Origin of the sequence: Aeromonas sp. PS2Canimalfood6 (assembly GCF_048276795.1) — a bacterium.
Lineage (GTDB): Bacteria > Pseudomonadota > Gammaproteobacteria > Enterobacterales > Aeromonadaceae > Aeromonas > Aeromonas caviae.
Genome location: NZ_JBLUXC010000110.1, coordinates 1 through 3267, shown reverse-complemented (window position 1 = coordinate 3267; position 3267 = coordinate 1). Strand labels below are relative to the sequence as shown.

Here is a 3267-nt window from a genome sequence, read left to right as displayed (position 1 = left end):
CGATTGGGCCGCTGCCCACAGGAGTGGTTGAGGGCCGTGGTCAGGGCGTGCATCGAGAAGACAGATTATCCCATCCCGGCAGAACTGATGCCGTCAACCCCGTCCTGGTGAATAGATACGAGTTAAGTGCAGTGAGTGTGTATCAGAAGTAAATGGGGTATGGACATAACCTTTAGGAATATAAAGAATATCACCTTCATAAACAAATTCATCAATAATAGGTTGACCTTTAGCTATCTCATCAACTCTCTTGTCTAGATCTAAAGATTCTAATAGAGACTCTTGAGTGTCGTCAAAAGCCCTCCCCCAAACAAGCCATCTTTTCTTTCCTGAACACTGTATTAAAAGGGTTGCATGTGGGTCTGCATGTATTTGAACACCTTGGGTATCACTCGGTGCTAAATACGCATTGGCTTGGACGGTGTAAGGAAATAATTCCTCGATAACTTTGTTTTTAAGTGCCGCAACAGCTGGAAACCTACGGTCAATGTGCTTCATGATTATAGAGCTACCATTTAAAAACTCCTGTAAAATAATAGAGGAGTCAAAATAGCCAAGTTCTCTTTGTTGAAAAGGCACATCAGTCAACTGACTATATTTTTTCTTTGTGTTAGATATTGCTATATACGGTAGCCTTGCTCCATCAACTGAAATAAAGTCATCTATATCATTTACAGATATTATATTTTTAAACTCACTACCGCCACCTTTTATTATACAAGGGTTAGATGGTAGGCCGTGACTATCAGTATTTCTGTTTAAAAGGATATCAATTATTTTTTTCATTCTCTTGTCCTTTAACTTGATTTATAACATCAGTGGAAAATGTAAGAATATTGCAAAAAAAATAAGCCAGAATCGTAAATGAAATACAGGAGTAAACGACTTGAACGTTATTGGCCAAATCGTACTTATACATATATGATATAATGAGAATTGAAATTGGATTTAAAAATAGGCTCCAAAAAGTCAATGATGATAGATACATGGACTTTTTGTTTATCGGTATGTTATTTACACGAATAGTAGTTATGTTTATAACAATTAATGGTAGCCCAAGCCCCCCCAAAAACAACATTGCTGGTGCCATATAAACGTTATCTCCAGAACCAAATGACAACATAAGAGCTAATAACAACAATCCAATAAGAATAGCTTGATTATCAGAAATTCTGTTTGAAATTTTTTTAAAAATAAATTTATTAGTAATGAATATTCCTAATCCGAAAACTATATCTAATAAAACAACAAACTCAGGGATTGGATACAGTCCATTTGCAGCATTGTGTGGTAATGAAACCATGAAAAATGGAGTCATAAGTAAATTAATCACAGCTAAGGTGGGAATAAAGACCTTTTCGTTTTTTATTGATAGTGAGTTGAACAAACTCATAAAAGTATCGCTAAACCTTACCCTGTCAAGTGATTTTATATTAGCTATATTTCTTAATGCATACTCTTTTATAAAAAAAGCAATAACTACAAGTACAGTGCTTATCATGACAGTATTTAAGCTACCAAAAGATATGGTTGTTAGCATTCCTACGATAGGAGATAGAAATATTTTATACGACGCAAAAATAGATCCAACCCTGAATGCAACTTTAGACCGACTACCATACCTGTCATGCAGTAAAGATGTTGTGTTTGTTGGGAGTATACTCACCACTCCACCTAACAATAAGCATGTAACTACTGATACAATTATTTGCAAAGTTGATTCAAGAACAGTCAATGCAATGAACGCAAGCAAGCAACAAATAAGAACAGAAATGTAACAATAGTTATATACTGCTTTTCTTCCTAATTTATCGGGGAAATATGCACTAAATGGCATTAAGTATATCTCTAAAGTCCTAAATACCATGTAAGTAATACCACTTAATAAAGTGTCATCAGATAAGTAAAACCACAAAAATGAGAATATTATCGCATCGACTGATATCCTAAGCATCATATTACTCAAAAAAAAGGCATATACAGTTTTTTTCATTTTATAAAAGAACATTCGTTAGTTCCTGTTTTCAAGTTTATATGCTCAGCACACGCCTTAGCTCTAATGCCTGATTTACAAATAAAGGCAGCACCTATGAATTCCTTCGGGTCATCATTATTCATAATTTTTGTCCAAGGTACATTTTTGAACTTACTAGGAGAATGTTCAAAATCATCCCTATCTCTTACATCGTAGATTTGCGTTCCTTGCTCTAATGCTTTTTTTAGTTCTATCTGCATTGCCAAAGATGTATCTGCTTTTATATTAGTAGGTGCTCTTACTATCATTGATTTAATTGGAACATTAATAGATTTATAATTATACGAATTAAACTGGATGAATCTACTAATACTAGATTTTCCTATCACTATGTTTATTGCCTCTTGGCAAACCATACCTCCAACGATGGTGCAGTGACTAGCATAAACGCCTAGGGTGGAACAGCTATCTTGCTGGATGTTACGTTTGAAAACATTTTCTAAACATAATGGTGGTGAGGATTGGTTTAAAAAAATATATATTTGTGCTTGAAATTTGTAAATAGACCCAACTATACAATTAATTTTAAATTTTGAAGCAACTCTAGAGCTTAACAGCTTACAATCAAAGTTGTCAGTTGAGTCAACTATCAGATCTATGTTCTTACACATAGATTCTTCAAAATTTTTCGTCAAGGCAGTAACTTGCACGTCTGGAAACTTACCACTAAGAAATGTAGCAGCCTCTTCACTCTTGAATCTACCAATTGACTTATAATTATACAACAGTTGTCGTGATAAATTTGATGGTTCAATTATATCAGGGTCAACGATGACTATTTTTTTAAAACCAGAATGAACTAAGTTAAGTAATAGTGGGCAACCTATACCACCGGCACCGATAACTAATACAGAAGTATTTTCAACCTTTTTTTGCCCCTCGACACCATGACCTTCAACGTTTTTTTGGGATATCATATAATCCATATCAGCCTCCTGAAGCTACTGTTACTAAGTTAATATCAAAAACGTTATCTTGCGGAATGTCGCTTAGTTTTGTATAAATTGACTCATTGACAAATAAAAGAAACGCATCATTTAAGGTATCACCATCATCCAATAAAATGATATTTTTTAATTTTGGGTACTTTTCAAAAATTGATTGAAAAGACCTCGTAAGTATTCACCGGAACAGTATTGACACAGGAAAAATGAGACGATCGTCTCTTGATCCCACTTTCCTGCTTGCTTGATCCTGCTCCTTAGATACGCTCCCCCCATGAGCAAAAACAC

At 34.5% G+C, this 3267-nt stretch carries 3 protein-coding genes; all 3 read right to left on the bottom strand.

Going from position 1 to position 3267, the window contains the following annotated elements; all coding sequences use genetic code 11:
* Nucleotides 1-93: 93 nt before the first annotated feature.
* The 3 genes from ACNPAA_RS20655 to ACNPAA_RS20645 are packed head-to-tail and all read right to left on the bottom strand — an operon-like array spanning nt 94 to nt 2961.
* A complete protein-coding gene (locus ACNPAA_RS20655; RefSeq protein ID WP_417891981.1) occupies nt 94-786 on the bottom strand; it encodes a JmjC domain-containing protein in 693 nt (230 codons plus the stop codon).
* Nucleotides 770-2008, bottom strand: a complete 1239-nt coding sequence (locus ACNPAA_RS20650; RefSeq protein WP_201871366.1) for a hypothetical protein — start codon at nt 2006-2008, stop codon at nt 770-772. The genes ACNPAA_RS20655 and ACNPAA_RS20650 overlap by 17 nt, the downstream gene beginning before the upstream one ends.
* On the bottom strand, nt 1990-2961 hold the full coding sequence (locus ACNPAA_RS20645) for a ThiF family adenylyltransferase (protein ID WP_201871364.1): 972 nt from the start codon (nt 2959-2961) through the stop codon (nt 1990-1992). Before ACNPAA_RS20645 ends, ACNPAA_RS20650 begins: the two co-directional genes overlap by 19 nt.
* Nucleotides 2962-3267: the final 306 nt, after the last annotated feature.